We start from the raw sequence: 17,205 nt of genomic DNA, 5'->3' as shown, positions 1-17,205 counted from the left end.
ATCACCTGGGTGTTGGCGGCTATTTTTACCTTATAACGAATTTTTCGGTCAAGTCTTCTAAATAGCACTCTTTTTTGAGGCTTTGTTTATGCTTACAACCGAAAATGACAGAAAGTGAGTGGTCCAGTTTGGATCTTCTATCTATAAAAGACCCTTCTTTTTTGAAGAATATGAATAATGAAGAGCTTGTCGAATTAAGTGTAGAAATTCGTAAGTTTCTTGTAGAAAAATTATCGGTAACCGGTGGGCATATTGGGCCCAATTTAGGCGTAGTCGAATTGACAATAGCGTTGCATAAAGAATTCGATAGCCCGAAGGATAAAATATTATGGGATGTAGGACATCAATCATATGTTCATAAAATCCTGACTGGAAGAGCTGGAGAGTTTGATACTTTAAAGAAGTATAAAGGTCTTTGCGGGTTTCCTAAAATGATTGAAAGCCCTCATGATGTATGGGAAACCGGACACAGTTCTACTTCCCTTTCAGCTGCTATGGGAATGGCAGCTGCTCGTGATATTAAGGGAGAGAAAAGTTTTATTTTACCTGTAATTGGTGATGGAGCGCTTACAGGGGGAATGGCACTTGAAGCCTTGAATCACATCGGTGATGAAAAAAAGGACATGATTGTAATCTTAAATGATAACGAAATGTCAATTGCACCTAATGTCGGTGCTTTACACACGATATTGGGAAGATTACGGACAGCAGGTAAATATAATTGGGCAAAAGACGAGTTGGAACTGCTTTTGAAAAAAATCCCTGCAGTTGGCGGGAAACTTGCAGCTACTGCTGAACGCTTGAAGGACAGTATGAAGTATTTATTGGTCTCAGGGATCTTTTTTGAAGAACTAGGTTTCACATATCTTGGACCAGTGGATGGTCATAATTATGAAGAACTGTTAGAGAATTTAAGGTATGCCAAGAAAACAAAAGGACCAGTCCTGTTACATGTCATCACGAAAAAAGGTAAGGGGTATTCTCCTGCTGAGTTGGATACAACAGGGAATTGGCATGGGACAGGTCCATACAAGATTGAAACAGGTGATTTCGTTAAATCCCCTAGTAAAGGTCCTGCTTGGAGTGCACTTGTAAGTGATACTGTAAGCAGACTTGCACGCGAAGATGAACGAATTGTCGCGATTACACCTGCGATGCCTGTAGGTTCGAAATTGGTAGGGTTTTCTGAGGAATTTCCGGAACGTTTTTATGATGTGGGGATTGCCGAGCAGCATGCAGCAACTTTTGCTGCTGGATTGGCAACGCAGAAAATGAAACCATTTTTGGCGATTTACTCAACCTTCTTACAAAGAGCATATGACCAGGTGGTACATGATATCTGCCGCCAGAATTTGAATGTCTTTATTGGAATTGATAGGGCCGGCCTTGTCGGTTCCGATGGTGAAACACATCAAGGCGTTTTCGATATTGCATTCTTACGCCATATTCCGAATATGGTTTTGATGATGCCAAAAGACGAAAATGAAGGTCAGCATATGGTAAATACGGCTTTAAACTATAATGATGGTCCGATTGCTATGCGCTTCCCGCGTGGAAATGGTTGGGGAGTTGTAATGGATACAGAATTACAGCAGATTCCTATCGGTTCTTGGGAAGTCCTGAAAGAAGGAACAGATGCCGCCATTTTAACGTTCGGGACAACGATTCCTATGGCACTTGAAGCTGCAGCACTTCTGGAGAAAGAGGATTATTCTGTAAAGGTGATTAATGCTCGGTTCATAAAGCCACTGGATGTAAAAATGCTAAGTCGCCTTCTGGGTGAGAAAATGCCTATCTTAACAATAGAAGAAGCTGTCCTTCAAGGTGGCTTTGGTAGTTCTGTACTTGAATATGCTCATGATCAAGGATTTTATGGTGCGATTATTGACCGAATGGGAATCCCTGACTATTTCATTGAACATGGAAGTGTTGACGAGCTACTTGAAGAAATAGGTTTAACGACTAAGACAGCTATGAAAAAGATTAAAATGATTACACCCAAAAAAGAAAAAAGGGCCTGACAATATGAAAGTAATGAAAGAAAGATTAGATGTATTACTAGTAGAACAAGGCTTAGCTGAAACGCGTGAAAAAGCTAAACGTATGGTTATGGCAGGTCTTGTCTATGCAAATGAAGAGAGATACGAAAAGCCGGGGGAAAAAGTACCGGTTGATCTTGAATTAACGATTAAAGGGAAAGTAATGCCTTACGTTTCAAGAGGTGGCCTCAAACTAGAGAAGGCATTAAAAGAATTCGATTTACATGTGAATGGAAAAGTTCTCCTTGATATCGGTTCATCTACTGGAGGCTTTACTGATTGTGCTTTACAAAATGGTGCCGTCATGTCTTATGCGCTTGATGTAGGGTATAATCAACTAGCTTGGAAGCTTAGACAGGATGAGAGGGTTAAAGTAATGGAACGGACCAATTTCCGGTACGTCACTCCAGCCGATCTCGATGGGAAGATGCCAGACTTTGCAAGCATTGATGTTTCTTTTATCTCGCTCACGTTAATTTTACCGGTTCTAAAGACCTTGCTTGTACCCAAAAGCGACGTTGTAGCCCTAGTTAAACCGCAATTTGAAGCTGGGAAGGATCAAGTCGGTAAAAAGGGGATTGTTCGTGAACCCAAAATCCATAAAGAAGTGTTAAATAAAATAATTTCTTTTGCAAAAAAAGAAGGCTACGATATTAAGGATGCCTCCTTTTCTCCGATTACAGGTGGCGATGGAAATATTGAATTTTTGCTTCATTTATATTGGGAAGGGTCGAAAGTAGATGGAGACCTAATGCTCTCAAAAACGGTTGATGACATAGTTGGAGAAGCACATGCCCAGTTTAAAAAAGAATAAATAGAACTATGTATAGCTCCTTTAGCTGAATGGTTGGCTGAAGGAGCTTTTTCACTTTAGGAAGTGAGAGGCAAAAGGCCCTCGATTTATAGGGGGAGTTTACATTAAAAAATTTAAGAACAAAATATAGACATGTTATGTATTTTTGAGAAAAAGTTGTACAATTGCATAAAAATCCGATAACATTAATATTAGCACATCCTATAGCATCAGATTTGTACGCAAGGGACGTTGTTAAAGGCAATATAGATGTGTTTATAATGCGGAAGCAACGCCTGCTTGGCAGCTTGCTTAAACGCTTATATAACGGTTATTTACTAAATTAAATTAGCAACAGTCGAGAAGAGGTGCTTCTACTTATGAATAAGGGACAACGACATATAAAAATCAGGGAAATTATTACGAATAACGATATTGAAACTCAAGATGAGCTAGTTGAAGAACTGAAAATTGCTGGATACAATGTTACTCAGGCTACTGTATCAAGGGATATTAAAGAGCTCCACCTTGTTAAGGTCCCGTTAACAGACGGAAGGTATAAATACAGCTTACCAGCCGACCAACGCTTCAATCCACTTCAAAAATTAAAGAGAATGCTGATTGATGCTTTTGTTCGCATTGATGCGGCAAATAATTTGCTTGTTATGAAAATGCTCCCGGGAAATGCCCAGGCAATCTGTGCATTAATTGATAATTTAAATTGGCAAGAAATACTCGGAACAATCGGCGGCGATGACACATGTTTAATTATCTGCCGTTCTGAGGAAGATGCGAAGATCATTTCCGGCAAATTCTTGGACATGCTCTAATAATTTTGTGAGGTGACCTAGTTTGTTAACAGAACTTTCGATTAGGAATTTTGCGATCATTGACAGCTTGTCTGTTTCATTTGAAAAAGGCCTGACTGTATTGACCGGCGAAACAGGGGCAGGGAAATCCATTATCATAGATGCAGTTCATTTATTGGTTGGTGGCCGTGGTTCGGCAGAGTTCATTCGACATGGTGAGTCGAAGGCCGAAATAGAAGGGCTCTTTCAAATTGATGATGACAAACATCCGGTCTTTGCCAAGGCTGAAGAATTTGGCTTGGATATGAATGATGGGATGGCTATCCTCCGAAGAGATATCTCACTCAGCGGCAAGAGCGTCTGCCGGGTAAATGGAAAGCTCGTAACGATTGCAATTTTACGTGAGATAGGACGGACTTTAATAGATATACATGGTCAGCATGAACATCAGGAATTAATGGATGAACGACTCCACCTTCCTTTGCTTGACCAGTTCGGCGGCGAAAAAGTTGCTTCAGCTCTTGCCGAATATCAAAAGTTATTTAAACGGTATGAAACAGCTTCTAAACAACTGAATAGTTTAAGTCAAAATGAACAGCAAATGGTTCATCGTCTCGATTTAATCCAGTTTCAATTCGATGAAATTCAGAAAGCAGATTTGAAACTACGCGAAGATGAAGAATTGATGGAAGAACGGAAAAAAATTAATAATTTCGAAAAAATTCATGAAGCGCTGCAAACCAGCTATAATGCTTTAAATGGAGAGCAACATGCAATTGATTGGCTATCCGTGGCCATGAATAACCTCGAAGAAGCAGCGGGTCTCGATGAGGGTTTAAAAAATAGCTCGGAAACTGTTTCAAATAGCTATTTCCTTCTCGAAGAAGCGGTCTCGACCATCCGAGATCAGTTAGATTCTTTGGATTATGATACAGAACGAGTCGAATTTATTGAAAGTCGCCTTAATGAAATAAATCAATTAAAACGTAAATACGGACGGACCATCGAGGAAATATTGGAGTATGGTGCTGGGATTGAGGAAGAAGTCGAAAAGCTTCAAAATCGGGAAACCCATATAGCGAAGCTTGAAAAAGAAATAAAATCGATTAAAGCTGATTTAATTGTTGAAGCAAAAAACCTGTCTGAACTTCGGCAAACATTCGCACAGCAGTTAACAAAGAAAATACATCAGGAATTAAAAGATTTATACATGGAAAAAACAATTTTCGAACCGCATTTTCTTCAAACAGCTTATACTTTCGATGAGTTATCAGACAGGGGAATTAATCAGTCGGGTCTGGATTCCATGGAGTTTTATATATCCACCAATCCAGGAGAGCCGTTAAAACCTCTTTCGAAAATTGCTTCTGGCGGAGAATTATCTAGGATAATGTTGGCTTTGAAAAGTATTTTCTCCAAACATCAAGGCATTACTTCCATTATATTCGATGAGGTGGACACAGGTGTAAGCGGTAGGGTTGCACAATCTATTGCCGAAAAAATCTATAAAGTGGCAACGGGTTCCCAGGTACTTTGTATTTCACATTTACCACAGGTCGCGGCAATGGCAGATACCCATTTATTTATTGCAAAAAATGTTAGGGCAGGACGAACCAATACTTCGGTGAAGCCTCTTATAGAAAGTGAAAAAATAAAAGAAATTGGCAGAATGATCTCCGGTGTCGAGATTACGGATTTAACGAAGCAACATGCCAATGAATTAATTCAGCTAGCCAAAAGGTTGAAAATCACGTCTTGAAACGGTCTTTATAAGAGTACTTGCAACTAATCATAAGCATTCATTGTAAAGCTATCCAAAAACGGATAGCTTTTATTTTGTGCTTCTGTTATAAATGACTGTCATGAAGGCTAAATTAAAGGTGTAGCCATAAAGTGTCAGAGAGCGAGGAGAGTGAATGGATTGAAATTTGTATGGATTAACAGAATCATCGGTGGAATTCTCCTTGTTTCGCTATTAACATTAGGGTTATACCAGCCATCTCGTGAATATTTTTTAATTCCAAATCATCTTGTACTATTTGAAGGAAGTCAATATAGTATTTCCAAATCATTACCCGTTTCTGCAAAAGTTTCGGAATCCAGTGATGGGATTTCGCTTCATGATGAGCAAGCTTCAATCACGCTTGGTGCTGAGAAACCAGGTACAAATGAGGTATTACTTGATGTAGCAGGCTTGCCTGCTAAAAAGGTCGATATTAGGGTGTTAAAAGACTTTAAAGTTATGCCTGGAGGCCAATCTATTGGAGTAAAGCTTAATACTCTCGGGGTGCTCGTTGTAGGTCATCATCTAATTGATACTGAGCAGGGAAAGAAATCACCAGGAGAAAAAGCGAAAATTGAAATCGGTGATATTATAACAGAAATCAATGGTCAGACGATAAAGAAGATGGGGGATGTAACCCCTTTTGTTCAGCAGGCAGGTGAAAAGGGAGAAGCGTTAAATATTGTTATCAACCGTGATAATAAAGTGCTTCACAGTATACTCTTGCCTCTAAAGGATAAGAATGAAGGAACTTACAAATTGGGCTTGTATATCCGCGATTCAGCGGCTGGAATTGGGACGATGACGTTTTATCACCCCGATTCGAAAAAATATGGAGCACTAGGGCATGTCATCTCGGATATGGATACAAAAAAGCCAATTGTTGTAAAGGATGGGCAGATTGTTCAATCGACTGTTACGTCCATCGAAAAGGGAAGCAATGGTGACCCAGGAGAAAAATTAGCACGTTTTTCTTCTAACAAAGAAAAAATAGGAAATATTAATCGCAATAGTCCCTTTGGGATTTTCGGGAAGTTAAATCAAGATTTCAAAAATGGAATAAGGGACAATGCCCTTCCAATAACTCTTTCCCACGAAGTGAAGGAAGGACCAGCAAAAATCCTTACTGTAGTGGATGGTTCTAAAGTAGAGGAATTTGATGTGGAAATAGTCAGTTCCATTCCACAAAAGTTCCCTGCAATTAAAGGAATGGTTTTAAAAGTGACAGATAAAGAATTGCTTCAAAAAACGGGTGGGATCGTTCAAGGTATGAGCGGCAGTCCTATCATACAAAATGGGAAATTAATCGGTGCAGTTACCCATGTATTTGTTAATGATCCTACAAGTGGGTATGGTGTCCATATCGAATGGATGTTAAACGAAGCCGGTATCAATATATACGACAAAGATAATTATGAAAAGGCAAGCTAAAGAGTCTGGGTATCCATTTGGATGCCCCTTTTTAATTAAATGGGCAATGTCGGACCATTCTATCTTCGTTTTATAAGGAAAATAATCAGGTTTAAAAATGATTTCTTCAAAAATTGAGGTTTTTTTGAATTGATGTGATAAAATGATAACAAAATGAAGATTTTTCGACAATCTGTTTATTCGAATAGCAAACGAAGTCGAAAACAAGAGATATCCGGAGAATAATATTGAATTCCTTATATTTTTTCAAAAATAAAAGGAATTTAGTTTCCATTGTCGAAAAGTTCAATTACAATAGAATTTAGTCATATAGAAAAAAAGACCAATTGTAGTTGAGGAGGAAATCAAGCGTGAAAAAAATTAAGGTGTGCGTTGTAGACGATAATAGAGAACTTGTTGGCCTTCTGGAAGAATACATTTCAGCACAGGAAGACATGGAAGTAATTGGGGTTGCACATAATGGTCAAGATTGCCTGGGTATGTTAGAAAGCGTAGATCCGGATATTTTGATTCTCGATATTATCATGCCTCATTTAGATGGGTTAGGTGTACTTGAAAAACTTCGTGAAGTAAAACGGGGTGCAATGCCTAATGTAATTATGCTTACTGCATTTGGTCAAGAAGATGTTACGAAAAAAGCTGTTGATTTGGGTGCGTCTTACTTTATTCTAAAGCCATTTGATATGGAGAATCTGGCCAATCATATTCGTCAGGTGAGCGGCAAAGGACAGGCTGTATTGAAAAATCATAGTCAGTTTAGTTATCGTCCTCAAAATGAATCAAAGCCGAAAAACCTTGATGCTAGCATCACAAGCATAATTCACGAAATTGGAGTGCCTGCGCATATTAAAGGCTATTTATATTTAAGGGAAGCCATTTCAATGGTGTATAACGATATTGAACTATTAGGATCGATTACAAAGGTTCTATATCCGGACATTGCAAAAAAATACAATACAACCGCCAGCCGTGTTGAACGTGCCATCCGACATGCGATTGAAGTGGCTTGGAGCAGGGGAAATATTGAATCAATTTCATCTTTATTCGGCTATACCGTTAGCATGACTAAGGCAAAACCTACGAATTCCGAGTTCATTGCAATGGTTGCTGATAAGCTTCGTCTTGAGCATAAAGCTTCTTGACAGGGGTAGGGGGAGAACCGATTGTTGAGATTTAATATTTAACAATTGACCATATAAAGGCTAGAGCCGCTAAATATATATAGTAATTCTCCGTCTAGATGATAAGCAGACATGAAGAAGTTGCTTTGTGATTTTTTCTAATCAGCAACTTCATTATTTTTAACGCTGCCGAATACAAAAATTAAGCGCCTTTTATTTATTGGATTTTACAGGAAGAATCCAATAAATAAAAGGCGTTTTTGTTTGGGGTTTGTTATAGGCTCCTAGGAAGTAATCAGAGACAGTAACATCTTGCTACTTCATTTACTATCTGAATTATTAGTTAGTGAAATATGTATGTTTTTATTTTTCTCTCAATTTTTAGATTATAATTAGGTATATATAATTATAATCACAAAGGGGAAATATATGATATATGAGAAAAATAAGTATTTTGTACTAGGATTGGAAAATGAAATGATTTATATTACTGTTTTTCAAAAGGGTTTTTCCATTCTGCATTTAAATCCTATTTTAATAAAATTCCCACAAATCCTACTAGAGAATTTTAATGACTTAAAGGATGCCCTTACACAAGCAAGTGGAGCGAAAATTCAAATTGGAAAACAAAAACCGACCATAGAGTTGGATATAGCTGAAGATAAAATGTCAGCTAGTGTCAAACTTAATTGTTCAAAAGAGTATCTGAAAGAGAATTATTCAGTAATTATGAACAATATTTTAAAGGAGCTTCAAAGTTACAAAAGGAACTTTTTATGCAGAAAATAATTACCTGCATTTCGATTAGTTTCTATTAAAAAACCGTAGTGAAATAATTTTCTGTTTCTTTTCATAAAATTGGGGATATAGCGATTTTAGGGAGAGGGGCAGATTTCATTATGACCTTAATCTTTGCTCATCGAGGATCAGCAGGAACCCATCCGGAAAATACGATGTCGGCTTTCAAAGAAGCTGCCCGAGTTGGGGCGGACGGTATTGAAACGGATGTTCAGCTCTCGAAAGATGGTGAAGTAGTCATTATTCACGATGAAAAGCTTAATCGAACAACGAATGCCTCTGGGTTTGTGAAGGACCGGACTTTAATGGAGTTAAAAACTTTTAATGCGTCCAATAGTTATAAAGGGAAAATGGGTAATGAGAGAATTCCTACACTTGAAGAATTATTGATATGGCTAAAGAATAATCAGCTTTTTTGCATTATTGAATTGAAAAATACCCTCTTTCAGTATCCAGGGTTAGAAGAAAAAGTCATTAGGCTCATTCGTAACTACGATATGGAAGAGAGGATAATCATTTCTTCTTTTAATCATTATAGTTTAGTTAATTGTCATCAACTGGCACCTGAAATAGAAACGGCACCCCTTTACCGAGATGGTCTGTATATGCCATGGATTTATGCCAAGGCAATCGGAGGAAGTGCTATTCATCCAAATATCCGAGTTGCCTCTGATATCATCATTCAATCGTCGTTGAGTGCGGGTGTTCCTGTACGACCATATACCATTAATAAAGAATCAGATATGAAACGATTATACTGCTTGAGATGCAGTGCCATCATCACCGATTTTCCGGAGATAGCGAACCGAGTCAGAGAGGAATTTGAATAGAAGTAAGAAAGAAGGTGTCCATGATTCATGGCACCTTCTTTTACGTTTTAGAATTTATTAAACCTGCTTTGGACCTTATTTTGTTTCCGATCCCGATGAAGAACAAATCCTGCTATAAAGGCTATTCCACCAACTGTGATAATCAGCCCAATTAAAAATTGTAGCCAAAGGACTGGGTAGGGGGGCTGTAAAATACCAAAGACCATGTCCCGCATTATTTTTATACCATAGGCAGCAAAGGCACCAGGAATAAAAAGAATTAAAAAAGCGATTAAACGTTTCATGCAGTCAAATCCCTTCAAAAAATTCCGTCTTTAAAAAATGATAAAGGATATAAGAAATTTGTCAAGTTTCGGGAACTTAGAAAAAGCCTGGAAGATGGTGACTATTTATAGTCGATACTAATATGGTAAAATGAGGGTATATAGTATGAAAAAAATTGCAGAGATAATAAAAATTGAGAAAAAAATAGCAAAACAAAAAGGGGGAATGAAAATGCAAAAAGTCATGATAGTAGGAGGAGGATTAGGGGGGACAACGGTGTTGAAGCTCCTTTCGGAAATCGAAGAATTCTCAATTATTTGTATGGCAGATACGAACGAAGCTGCTGAAGGAATACTTGCTGCAAAAGAACGAGGGATTTCTACTGTATCAAATTGGAGCAGTGCGCTAGATAAAGGCTTAGACATTATTATTGATACAACAGGAAATCCGTCTGTCTTTAATAAGATAAAAAAAGATATGGATGATCAAACGATACTCATCCCAGGAATCGTCGCTCATATTCTTACCAACCTATTTGAAGAGAAAAATCGTCTTATAAATAAATTGGAGAATGCTTCAGCAAAAATGGACTTAATACTTAATACAACCAGTGACGGAATGATAGTCATCGATCACAATGGATATGTCATAATGTTTAACGATAGTGCGGAACGAGTATCGAATACAAAGCGTGAATCAGTGATTGGTAAGCATATTAAAGATATCATCCCTTCAAGTGGATTACTGAGAGTGATGGAAACTAAACAGAGGGAAGAAAATCGACGGATCACCCTCGAGAATGGGATGGATTTCATCACGACAAGAATCCCTTTAATGAATGCAGAGGAAGAAATTATAGGGGCATTTTCTATGTTTAAGGATAAAACGGAAGCGGTACAATTAGCTGAACAGATTACTGATTTAAAAGAGATTCAGACGATGCTTGAAGCGATTATTCACTCAAGTGATGAAGCTATATCTGTCGTTGATGATCAAGGAAGGGGGCTTTTGATCAATCCGGCATATACAAGACTTACTGGTTTAACAAAGAATCAGGTGATTGGAAAGCCGGCTTCTATAGATATTTATGAAGGTGAAAGTATGCATATGAAGGTGCTTCAAACAAAAAAGCCGGTTCGTGGTGTCAATATGCGTGTCGGTCCAAAGCATAAGGAAGTAATTGTTAATGTTGCTCCGATTATTGTAGACGGACGTCTAAAAGGGAGTGTTGGGGTCATACATGATGTTTCAGAAATTCAAGCTTTAACTCACGAATTGAATCGAGCACGTCAAATTATTAGGACTTTGCAGGCCAAATACTCCTTTGATGATATAATTGGAGCTTCTGAAGAAATGAAGCTTCCGGTTGAACAGGCGAAATTATCTGCAAGAACCCCGGCCACTGTTTTGTTGAGAGGGGAATCAGGGACAGGCAAGGAGTTGTTTGCCCATGCTATCCATAATGCGAGCGATAGGAAATTTAATAAGTTTGTACGTGTAAACTGTGCGGCAATTTCTGAATCATTACTTGAAAGTGAACTGTTTGGTTATGAGGAAGGAGCCTTTACCGGTGCGATAAGAGGCGGGAAAATCGGTTATTTTGAAGAGGCAAATCAAGGAAGTATATTTTTGGATGAAATTGGTGAATTACCAGCTAACATTCAGGCAAAATTACTTCGAGTATTGCAGGAACAAGAAATCATCAGAGTTGGTGGAACAAAGCCTATTCCAATCAATGTCCGGGTAATAGCTGCTACCAATATTAACCTTGAACAAGCCATTGGTAATGGATCATTCCGGGAAGACCTATATTTCCGGTTAAATCGCATGCCCATTCTCATTACCCCGTTACGAAAACGAAAAGAAGATATGCGAGAATTAGCGGAGCATTTAATTAATAAAATCAATCAAGAATACGGACGGAGTATTGAAGGGATTACCGAAGCAGCCATCCATAAAATGCAAATCTATAATTGGCCAGGAAACGTAAGAGAGCTGGAAAATATTTTAGGGCGAGCGATTATCTTCATGAAATTAAATGAGACAATTATAGATATACAGCATATTCCGGATTTTATTGAGGCGATTCCATTAAAACAGGATAAAGTCGTGACAAAACCTTCTGCCTACGTATCGGGGAAACCGCTCTCGGAAATAATAGATCAGTATGAAGCCGAAATTATTCAGCAAGCGATATATACTCACAAGGGAAATAAAACACTTACAGCTAGGGCCCTTGGAATTTCAGTAAGAAATTTATATTACAAGATGGAAAAGTTAGAACTGTGAAGTTATTTGCGTGCAAAATATTGCATTATGTGAAATAATTTGCGTATGATTTTAGAAAATATTCTCATGTAAATTGGTTCAACTTCTAACATGAAATATTTAAAAATTATGTAAAGGGTATTATTGGCCGCTTATTAACCGGAATATTCGTTTTTAGTTAAAAAGATACCTTTTATTGGCATGTAATTTGCATATTGAATAGTACATGGGTTTCTTCCGGGAACCATTCTCCAAAGGGAAAAATACCATGAAATTAGCGGATATTATTTGCATGAACGAAGTAACCCAGTAAGAATGAGGAGTAATTATCAGCCTCTCTTATCTGTCACTTAATAAAAACATCTAGGGAGGATTCTTTTATGGAAATTTTTAAATATCTTGAAAAATATGATTACGAACAACTTCTTTTCTGTCAGGATAAACAATCTGGATTAAAAGCGATTATTGCTATTCATGATACGACTTTAGGGCCTGCTCTTGGAGGCACGCGGATGTGGACGTATGCTACAGAAGAAGAAGCCATAGAAGATGCTTTAAGGCTTTCAAAAGGAATGACTTATAAGAACGCAGCCGCTGGCTTAAATTTAGGCGGAGGAAAAACGGTCATCATCGGCGATCCACGCAAGGATAAAAATGAAGAAATGTTCCGTGCATTCGGCAGGTATATCCAAGGATTGAATGGTCGTTATATAACAGCTGAAGATGTTGGAACAACGGTTGAAGATATGGATCTCATTCACGAAGAAACAGACTTTGTGACAGGTATCTCCCCTGCATTCGGTTCTTCAGGTAACCCTTCACCTGTGACTGCTTACGGGGTATATCGGGGTATGAAAGCTGCAGCAAAAGAAGCATTCGGCACTGATTCTCTAGAAGGCAAGGTGGTTGCAGTCCAAGGTGTCGGAAATGTAGCTTATAACTTATGCCGTCACCTTCATGAGGAGGGCGCTAAGCTGATCGTTACGGATATTAATAAAGAGAGTGTAGCCAGAGCAGTCGAATCCTTTGGTGCAACTGCCGTAAATCCTGATGAAATTTATGGTGTTCAATGTGATATTTATGCACCTTGTGCATTAGGTGCTGTAATAAACGATCAAACGATTAATCAAATCAAAGCTAAGGTCATTGCAGGTGCAGCTAATAATCAGTTAAAAGAACCTGTTCATGGTGACCAAATACATGAAAAAGGAATTGTTTATGCTCCTGATTATGTAATTAATGCAGGTGGAGTCATAAATGTGGCTGATGAGCTTTTAGGGTATAACCGGGAAAGAGCTCTTAAGAAAGTGGAAACGGTTTATGATACCATTGAACGAGTCATTGAGATTGCAAAACGTGATAATATCCCAACCTATAAAGCAGCTGATAGGATGGCAGAGGAGCGCATTGAACGTATGCGGAATTCACGGAGTCAATTTCTACAAAATGAAAAGCATATCTTAAATGGACGAAGATGATTTAAGTTGTAAAAGATATAGATTCCTGTGTTTTTTTTTGATAAACACAGGAATTTTCAACATTGATAACGTAATAAACATAGGGCAAGTAAAAACGGTAACAACTGTTTAAAAGTGAGGAGGAGTGGTTTTGGCTGAAGAATTTGACCTTGTTATCCTAGGCGGAGGAACAGGCGGGTATGTGGCAGCAATTAGGGCTGCTCAATTAGGTTTGAAAACGGCTGTCGTGGAGAAAGGCAAACTCGGCGGGACGTGTCTACATAAAGGCTGTATCCCTTCAAAAGCGCTTTTAAGAAGTGCAGAAGTGTATCAGACTGCAGTGAAAAGTGAGGAATTTGGTATTGTTACCGGGGATGTAAATGTAGATTTCCTTAAGGTGCAAGACAGAAAAAATAAAATTGTTGATCAACTTTATAGAGGGGTTCAACACTTAATGAAACAAGGGAAGATAACGGTTTATGAAGGCTTAGGGCGTATACTTGGTCCATCTATATTTTCACCGATGCCCGGAACGATTTCCGTAGAAATGAATAATGGCAGTGAAAATGAAATGCTTATCCCTCAGAATATCATCATTGCTACCGGTTCACGCCCGAAGACATTACCCGGTTTACCTATTGATGGAGAATATGTACTTACGTCTGATGAAGCACTAAAGCTAGAGAGCTTGCCAAAATCAATTATTATTGTAGGCGGGGGTGTGATTGGTATTGAATGGGCCTCGATGCTGAATGATTTTGGTGTGGAAGTAACGGTTCTGGAATATGCAGATAGAATCATTCCGACTGAGGACCATGAGATTTCAAGTGAAATGCTTCGTCTTCTAACGAAAAAAGGCGTCAAGTTTGTTACAGGGGCTAAGGTATTATCGGAAACGCTGAAAATAGAAGATTCGGTATCTATTTCTGCTGAAATAAATGGAACCACTGAGGAATTCACAGCTGAAAAAATGCTGGTTTCCGTAGGCAGATCGGCAAATGTTGAAGGAATCGGCCTTGAAAATACAGAAATAGTGAAAGAAAAAGGTTTTATTGAAACCAATGAGTTCTTCCAAACTAAAGAAACACATATCTATGCAATCGGTGATTGTATCGGTGGTTTGCAGTTGGCACACGTTGCCTCCCATGAAGGTATTACAGCTGTTGAACATATGACAGGCAATAAACCTGAGCGTATAGATTATTCGCTTATTTCAAAATGTGTATATTCAAGTCCCGAAGCTGCAAGTGTCGGTTTGACAGAAGAACAGGCAAAAAAGGAAGGCTATGACCTTAAAACCGGAAAGTTTCCGTTCAGGGCAGTGGGTAAGGCCCTCGTTTTCGGGGAAGCAGATGGTTTTGTCAAAATCATTGCAGATAAAAAAACGAATGATATCTTAGGCGTTCACATGATTGGACCACATGTAACCGATATGATTTCTGAAGCAGGTCTTGCAAAAGTACTAGATGCGACACCTTGGGAAGTAGCAAAAACGATTCATCCACATCCAAGTCTTTCTGAAGCAATCGGCGAGGCAGCGCTAGCAGTCGATGGACTTGCCATTCATTCATAAAGAATAAGGTCAGGAGGTTTTATGATGGTAGAAAAACGTCATGAACAATTAGGCTTAAATGAGGAAACAGTTTTAGATATGTACCGGACAATGCTTTTGTCCCGTAGGATTGATGAGCGGATGTGGCTGTTGAACCGTTCCGGGAAAATCCCCTTTGTAATTTCTTGTCAGGGACAGGAGGCAGCTCAGGTTGGGGCTGCGTTTGCATTGGATCGTCAAAAGGACTATGTATTACCCTATTACCGAGATGTTGGAGTGGTTCTGACATTTGGAATGACCGCAAAGGACTTGATGCTTTCAGGATTTGCAAAAGAGGAAGATCCCAATTCTGGTGGACGGCAAATGCCAGGTCATTTTGGCCAGAAGAAAAACCGGATTGTCACTGGGTCTTCCCCTGTAACGACACAGGTTCCCCATGCAGTAGGAATTGCCCTTGCCGGGAAGATGGAAGGGAAGGATCTAGTTACATTCGTCACATTTGGAGAGGGTTCATCCAATCAGGGAGATTTTCATGAAGGAGCAAATTTTGCAGGTGTGCATAAGCTTCCGGTCATCTTTATGTGTGAAAATAATAAATATGCGATTTCTGTTCCTATTTCGAAACAACTCTCCTGTGAAAATGTTTCGGATCGGGCGATTGGCTATGGTATGCCTGGAATAACTGTGGATGGCAATGACCCATTAGAAGTATACGAAGCGGTGAAAGAAGCGGCTGACCGTGCTCGCAGGGGCAAGGGACCCACTTTGATTGAAACGGTTTCGTATAGGCTCACCCCTCATTCAAGTGATGATGATGACAGAAGCTACCGAACTGCGGACGAAGTGGCAGAAGCGAAGACAAAGGATTCCATCAAGACCTTTGGAGCGTATTTAAAGGAAACAGGAATTATGGATGATGCGCTTGAAAAACAAATGAATGATGAAGTGATGATAATAGTCAACGAAGCAACTGACTATGCCGAAAATGCTCCATATCCGAAGGCTGAAAGTGCTATGAATCATGTGTATGCACAAAAGTAAGGGGGTAATAGAATGCCAGTGATTTCTTATATAGATGCCGTTACAATGGCAATGAGGGAAGAGATGGAAAGAGATTCTCGTGTGTTTGTACTGGGAGAAGATGTAGGGAAAAAAGGTGGGGTCTTCAAAGCTACTAATGGATTATACGACCAATTTGGTGAAGCCAGAGTTATTGATACTCCCCTAGCTGAATCAGCAATTGCAGGAGTTGGAATTGGAGCCGCTATGTATGGTCTTCGGCCGATAGCTGAAATGCAATTTGCTGATTTTATCATGCCGGCTGTAAACCAAATTGTCTCAGAAGCGGCCAAAATTAGATACCGTTCTAATAATGATTGGAGCTGTCCTATCGTCATACGTGCACCTTATGGGGGAGGGATTCATGGAGCCCTATATCATTCGCAATCTGTTGAAGCTCTCTTTGCAAATCAACCGGGCTTGAAAATTGTCATGCCCTCCACTCCCTATGATGTAAAAGGGTTGCTTAAAGCAGCCATTCGAGATGAAGATCCAGTGCTTTTCTTTGAACATAAACGCGCTTACCGCTTGATTAAAGGTGAGGTACCAACTGAAGATTATGTACTTCCAATCGGCAAGGCAGATGTGAAAAGAGAAGGGGAAGACATCACGGTCATATCCTATGGTCTTTGTGTGCATTTTGCACTCCAGGCAGCAGAAAAATTAGCTGCAGATGGTATATCTGCTCATATTCTGGACTTGCGAACCGTGTACCCATTAGATAAGGAAGCTATCATTGAAGCGGCTTCTAGAACGGGGAAAGTCTTACTGGTTACAGAGGATAATAAAGAAGGTAGCATTATGAGTGAGGTCGCAGCCATCATTGCCGAACATTGCCTATTTGATTTGGATGCTCCGATTAAACGGTTAGCCGGTCCTGATATTCCTGCCATGCCATATGCTCCTACTATGGAAAAACATTTTATGGTGAATCCAGATAAAGTGGAAAAAGCGATGAGAGAACTGGCTGAGTTTTAATGACTGATAAGTAGGAGGAACAA

The 17,205-nt window shown here is 39.1% G+C and carries 14 protein-coding genes; 13 read left to right on the top strand and 1 reads right to left on the bottom strand.

Going from position 1 to position 17,205, the window contains the following annotated elements; genetic code table 11:
- Window positions 1-128: 128 nt before the first annotated feature.
- The 8 genes from dxs (at window position 129) to NST21_RS18805 (ending at window position 9,604) form a co-directional block, all read left to right on the top strand.
- Window positions 129-2,021 (top strand): 1-deoxy-D-xylulose-5-phosphate synthase, encoded by a 1,893-nt coding sequence (gene dxs, locus NST21_RS18840; protein ID WP_053346907.1) that lies wholly within the window; start codon window positions 129-131, stop codon window positions 2,019-2,021.
- 4 nt (window positions 2,022-2,025) lie between these two features.
- Window positions 2,026-2,853 carry a TlyA family RNA methyltransferase gene (locus NST21_RS18835; protein WP_053346906.1) on the top strand — a complete coding sequence of 276 codons (828 nt, stop codon included), beginning with the start codon at window positions 2,026-2,028 and terminating at the stop codon, window positions 2,851-2,853.
- 359 nt (window positions 2,854-3,212) lie between these two features.
- Window positions 3,213-3,662, top strand: a complete 450-nt coding sequence (gene ahrC / locus NST21_RS18830; protein WP_053346905.1) for a transcriptional regulator AhrC/ArgR — start codon at window positions 3,213-3,215, stop codon at window positions 3,660-3,662.
- Between the two features lie 22 nt (window positions 3,663-3,684).
- Window positions 3,685-5,400, top strand: a complete 1,716-nt coding sequence (gene recN / locus NST21_RS18825; protein WP_056525314.1) for a DNA repair protein RecN — start codon at window positions 3,685-3,687, stop codon at window positions 5,398-5,400.
- Between the two features lie 162 nt (window positions 5,401-5,562).
- Window positions 5,563-6,855 carry a SpoIVB peptidase gene (gene spoIVB, locus NST21_RS18820; protein ID WP_056525311.1) on the top strand — a complete coding sequence of 431 codons (1,293 nt, stop codon included), beginning with the start codon at window positions 5,563-5,565 and terminating at the stop codon, window positions 6,853-6,855.
- A 350-nt stretch (window positions 6,856-7,205) separates the two neighbouring features.
- The gene (gene spo0A, locus NST21_RS18815; protein WP_034308269.1) at window positions 7,206-7,997 is read left to right on the top strand and encodes a sporulation transcription factor Spo0A; all 792 of its coding nucleotides are present in this window, start codon (window positions 7,206-7,208) and stop codon (window positions 7,995-7,997) included.
- Window positions 7,998-8,405: 408 nt separating this feature from the next.
- Window positions 8,406-8,765, top strand: coding sequence for a hypothetical protein (locus NST21_RS18810; protein WP_340890672.1), 360 nt, complete (start codon window positions 8,406-8,408; stop codon window positions 8,763-8,765).
- Window positions 8,766-8,875: 110 nt separating this feature from the next.
- Window positions 8,876-9,604: a glycerophosphodiester phosphodiesterase gene (locus NST21_RS18805; RefSeq protein ID WP_340890670.1), complete on the top strand. Its 729-nt coding sequence runs from the start codon at window positions 8,876-8,878 to the stop codon at window positions 9,602-9,604.
- Window positions 9,605-9,651: 47 nt separating this feature from the next.
- On the opposite strand, the gene NST21_RS18800 is transcribed toward NST21_RS18805, so the two are convergent.
- Window positions 9,652-9,888, bottom strand: a complete 237-nt coding sequence (locus NST21_RS18800; RefSeq protein ID WP_340890668.1) for a DUF2627 domain-containing protein — start codon at window positions 9,886-9,888, stop codon at window positions 9,652-9,654.
- Between the two features lie 145 nt (window positions 9,889-10,033).
- Between NST21_RS18800 and NST21_RS18795 the strand changes: the two genes are divergently transcribed.
- The 5 genes from NST21_RS18795 to NST21_RS18775 all read left to right on the top strand — a co-directional run bounded on the left by NST21_RS18795 (window position 10,034) and on the right by NST21_RS18775 (window position 17,182).
- Window positions 10,034-12,157: a sigma 54-interacting transcriptional regulator gene (locus tag NST21_RS18795; RefSeq protein ID WP_340890665.1), complete on the top strand. Its 2,124-nt coding sequence runs from the start codon at window positions 10,034-10,036 to the stop codon at window positions 12,155-12,157.
- Between the two features lie 359 nt (window positions 12,158-12,516).
- A complete protein-coding gene (gene bcd, locus NST21_RS18790) occupies window positions 12,517-13,614 on the top strand; it encodes a branched-chain amino acid dehydrogenase (RefSeq protein ID WP_053346898.1) in 1,098 nt (365 codons plus the stop codon).
- Window positions 13,615-13,744: 130 nt separating this feature from the next.
- The gene (lpdA, locus tag NST21_RS18785; protein ID WP_340890662.1) at window positions 13,745-15,166 is read left to right on the top strand and encodes a dihydrolipoyl dehydrogenase; all 1,422 of its coding nucleotides are present in this window, start codon (window positions 13,745-13,747) and stop codon (window positions 15,164-15,166) included.
- A 24-nt stretch (window positions 15,167-15,190) separates the two neighbouring features.
- Window positions 15,191-16,186: a thiamine pyrophosphate-dependent dehydrogenase E1 component subunit alpha gene (locus tag NST21_RS18780; protein ID WP_340890660.1), complete on the top strand. Its 996-nt coding sequence runs from the start codon at window positions 15,191-15,193 to the stop codon at window positions 16,184-16,186.
- A 12-nt stretch (window positions 16,187-16,198) separates the two neighbouring features.
- On the top strand, window positions 16,199-17,182 hold the full coding sequence (locus tag NST21_RS18775; protein ID WP_053346895.1) for an alpha-ketoacid dehydrogenase subunit beta: 984 nt from the start codon (window positions 16,199-16,201) through the stop codon (window positions 17,180-17,182).
- Window positions 17,183-17,205: the final 23 nt, after the last annotated feature.

The organism is Peribacillus sp. FSL K6-1552, assembly GCF_038005205.1.
Classification (GTDB): domain Bacteria; phylum Bacillota; class Bacilli; order Bacillales; family DSM-1321; genus Peribacillus; species Peribacillus butanolivorans.
The sequence above is the reverse complement of the archived record's forward strand: the minus strand, read 5'-3'. Positions and strand labels throughout refer to the sequence as shown.

Excerpts from the sequence above, each read along its gene's own strand:
- bcd (WP_053346898.1), top strand. The coding sequence starts at position 12,517 with ATGGAAATTTTTAAATATCTTGAAAAATATGATTACGAACAACTTCTT.
- NST21_RS18800 (WP_340890668.1), bottom strand. The coding sequence starts at position 9,888 with ATGAAACGTTTAATCGCTTTTTTAATTCTTTTTATTCCTGGTGCCTTT.
- NST21_RS18780 (WP_340890660.1), top strand. The coding sequence starts at position 15,191 with ATGGTAGAAAAACGTCATGAACAATTAGGCTTAAATGAGGAAACAGTT.
- NST21_RS18810 (WP_340890672.1), top strand. The coding sequence starts at position 8,406 with ATGATATATGAGAAAAATAAGTATTTTGTACTAGGATTGGAAAATGAA.
- NST21_RS18805 (WP_340890670.1), top strand. The coding sequence starts at position 8,876 with ATGACCTTAATCTTTGCTCATCGAGGATCAGCAGGAACCCATCCGGAA.
- NST21_RS18775 (WP_053346895.1), top strand. The coding sequence starts at position 16,199 with ATGCCAGTGATTTCTTATATAGATGCCGTTACAATGGCAATGAGGGAA.
- NST21_RS18795 (WP_340890665.1), top strand. The coding sequence starts at position 10,034 with ATGAAAAAAATTGCAGAGATAATAAAAATTGAGAAAAAAATAGCAAAA.
- NST21_RS18835 (WP_053346906.1), top strand. The coding sequence starts at position 2,026 with ATGAAAGTAATGAAAGAAAGATTAGATGTATTACTAGTAGAACAAGGC.
- ahrC (WP_053346905.1), top strand. The coding sequence starts at position 3,213 with ATGAATAAGGGACAACGACATATAAAAATCAGGGAAATTATTACGAAT.